Origin of the sequence: uncultured Dysosmobacter sp. (assembly GCF_947631635.1) — a bacterium.
GTDB lineage: Bacteria > Bacillota > Clostridia > Oscillospirales > Oscillospiraceae > Oscillibacter.
This window is the reverse complement of sequence record NZ_CANRMB010000058.1, coordinates 1-3087: the sequence shown is the minus strand read 5'-3', so window position 1 is coordinate 3087 and position 3087 is coordinate 1. Positions and strand designations below refer to the sequence as shown.

4 protein-coding genes are annotated in these 3087 nt (G+C 53.1%); 2 read left to right on the top strand and 2 right to left on the bottom strand.

All coding sequences use genetic code 11. From position 1 onward, the window contains the following. Positions 1-150: 150 nt before the first annotated feature. Complete coding sequence (locus Q0Z71_RS17025; RefSeq protein WP_298025388.1) at positions 151-897, top strand: esterase family protein; 747 nt, start codon at positions 151-153, stop codon at positions 895-897. A 109-nt stretch (positions 898-1006) separates the two neighbouring features. Here the strand turns inward: Q0Z71_RS17025 and Q0Z71_RS17020 are convergent, their stop codons facing one another. Beyond that, positions 1007-1804 carry a 4Fe-4S dicluster domain-containing protein gene (locus Q0Z71_RS17020; protein ID WP_363316743.1) on the bottom strand — a complete coding sequence of 266 codons (798 nt, stop codon included), beginning with the start codon at positions 1802-1804 and terminating at the stop codon, positions 1007-1009. Positions 1805-2086: 282 nt separating this feature from the next. Between Q0Z71_RS17020 and Q0Z71_RS17015 the strand changes: the two genes are divergently transcribed. Beyond that, positions 2087-2230, top strand: coding sequence for a hypothetical protein (locus Q0Z71_RS17015; protein WP_298025386.1), 144 nt, complete (start codon positions 2087-2089; stop codon positions 2228-2230). 108 nt (positions 2231-2338) lie between these two features. On the opposite strand, the gene Q0Z71_RS17010 is transcribed toward Q0Z71_RS17015, so the two are convergent. Beyond that, a partial coding sequence (locus Q0Z71_RS17010; protein WP_298025383.1) for a hypothetical protein occupies positions 2339-3087 on the bottom strand: 749 nt, incomplete at its 5' end.

The following is a 3087-nucleotide window of genomic DNA, read 5'->3' as shown; positions in this document are numbered from 1 at the left end:
GCTCCAAACATCCAGGGATTGCTGTGCCATTTTCTCTCTTTGACTTCCTTTAACTGCGTGTTTGGACACTCCCGAATTCCAGCCGCCCCTTGCCTGCGGGCCGGTTTTGTGTTATAGTTGAAAAATCCAAGCGGAAGAGGAGTCGATGTCATGCACACCGAGTACCACAAGGAATACAGCCGCTGTCTGGAGCGGGATATGGAATTCAAGGTATACGGCCACGGCGGGAAACCCGTACTGGTATTCCCCTGCCAGAACGGCCGCTTTTATGACTGGGAGGGCTTTGGGATGCTGGACACCCTGGCCGACTATCTAGACCATGGGAAGCTCCAGCTGTTCACCGTGGACACCATTGACGCCGAGACCGTGTCCGCCAAAGAGGGGAACCCCTATGACCGTGTCCGGCGGCACGAGGCCTGGTACCAGTACGTGATGGAGGAGCTGGTCCCCCGTATCCGGGAGATCAACGGCAGCGGACAGGCGCTGCTGTCCACCGGATTCTCCATGGGCGCCTATCATGCGGGAAATTTCTTCTTCCGGCGGCCCGACGTTTTCGACAGCGTGATTGCCCTGTCCGGCATCTACGACACCTATGATATGTACGGCGGCTATATGGACGAGGTGGTCTATGCCAACGACCCCTGCGCCAGCATCGCCAACATGCCCGCCGACCATCCCTATATCCAGCTGTATAATCAGCGGAACATCATCATCTGCGTGGGACAGGGGGCCTGGGAGGAACCGCTCCTGGCCGGCACCCGCCGTCTGGACGAGATTCTGCGGCAAAAGGGCATCCACGCCTGGGTAGACTACTGGGGCCTGGATGTGAACCACGACTGGCCCTGGTGGAAAAAGCAGATCCGCTATTTCCTTCCTCATATCGTGGGAGAGCCTTGACACTTCAATCCTGTGCAAAAGGAGAGACATGCTTGCATGTCTCTCCTTTTATTTCAGTTCAGGGCTGTCCCAGGTATGCCGGGAGGCAGCCGCTTCGTTGGGCAGGCGTTCAGAGTTTGATTGCCTTGACCGGACAGTGCTCCACGCACTCCATGCAGAGGATGCACTCGGTCCCATTGAGGCGGTCTCGGCTGTTGTCTGTGACGTCCACATCCATGGGACACACCTTTTTGCACATCCCGCAGGAGATACACCGCTCCCCGTCCACCCGCACCCGCAGCAGGGCATATCGGCTGGCGGGCTTCAGGAACACCGTGACCGGGCAGATGTATTTGCAGAAGGCCCGGTTATCCCCCAAGGCAACGGCCAGCCCGATCCCCACAGCATAGTACAAGGCATTGCCGACAAGAAAGCTCCTGAACAGGATCGTCTCCTTGTCGGCGATCCGCAGGACAAACAGCGCCCCCACGAACAGCAGAGACAGCGCAAACACGATATAACGGACAAAGCCCCAGTTTTTCCTGGGCGCCGCCGGGCGTTTATAGGGCAGCAGGTCCAGCACCATGGCCGTCCAGCAGGCATAACCGCACCAGCCCCTTCCAAACAGGAGGGGGCCTGCGATCTTTGCCACAACATAGTGAATGGTGGCAGCCTCAAAGACGCCGGAAAACAGATAGTACCAAAATCCCTCGATCTGCATATTCTCCTGGCAGAAGATCCCCAGATAAACCAGCATATACAGGCCTACCAGCAGCTGCACCACCCGCCGGGCGTGGGGATAGCGGTTGGCATACAGTGCCAGGCCCAAGGCGATGGAGCCGCCGATATAGCCGAAATTCAGCAGGTAAAATAGATTGTCCATCGCCAGCCAAAATCCCACTGCGATGCTCCCAAAAACCGCCAGCATCACCAGAGAACCGCCATATCTCTTCCAGAATGCCACAATGTATCCCTCCCTGTTTCCCACTATGCGGCCCCATGCTCCTCCCGCGCTCCAACAGCTCCAGCGCATAGTTCCGTTCAGAACGTTCAAGTTCAGAGGGCGGTCCGAACACGCGGCTCCCTGGATGATCCTGTCCGGCCATCTTCGGCGGGATCTGTTTCAGCGCTGCAATGATACAGGTCGCCGCTTGATGCTCTTGTCACACATTATAACATATAAGGCAAAGGTGTGTATAGGAAAACTACGATGGCTTTCCTGCGCGATTTTAATCAGCCCGCCGCAGCGGCCCGGTTTGCCCTTAGCAAACCGGGAAAGCTCCAAACGGAAAAGACAGGCTATGCCTGTCTTTTCCGTTTGCACCAAGGCGAGAAAAATACTTTTTATTGCTAAGGCCTTTTCATCACCTTAGGGCTTTTTCTGAGCTGCAATAAGGGGTCAAAATCGATTTTTATCTTATGGAGACTTTTGCATATACTACAACCGACGAACCTTCCGTACTCAGATTGTGCGATCCCATACAGTGACTTGGGTAATCACATCCCGGAGTCGATCACCGCCCACAATGTACTCTAACAGTTCATCAAGACTGCTGTACCATTTTTCTTCTTCACCATTGAACAAGGCAATGCAATACTGCGTGCTGCTCTTAAATACACCATATTGCTTGGAATTCCAACTGAATACAACCTCGCCACCACGTAAGATGCATTCTTTAAATTCACTGATAGTCTTAAAGCGGATGTCTTCCTGCGTATTTGTATCATAAATAATAGACTTCATAGCATTGCTCCAGCTATATGATTTAAACTCTGGTGTCTCTCCATCCCAATAGTTGATGGGAGGCCCAAAATTAGGAATACCCTCTCTGGGCGTGTGCCAGTCGATCATGTGATCGTGTGGATTCGAATGGTACTTTGGATTTGGGGCAGATGTGTAATGGCGCTCTAAAATAGCTTGCCCATCATCACCGATCTTCGTCTTGTATATAGTACCATCTTTTTTATAGGAAATTTTTATTTCGCCAGGCTTTCCAATCAATCTTTTGTCAAATTCATTTTGGGGCTTCCATTTTCCTCCATACGCACTGCCGCCGCCCTTGAGCATCGGCACATCAATGAACGATGCAATTATATCATGCGGCTGGGCGGTTTGTCCACCGACTTTGAAGGATTGGGAGTGTCCAAACACGCAGTTAAAGGAAGTCAAAGAGAGAAAATGGCACAGCAATCCCTGGATGTTTGGAGCGA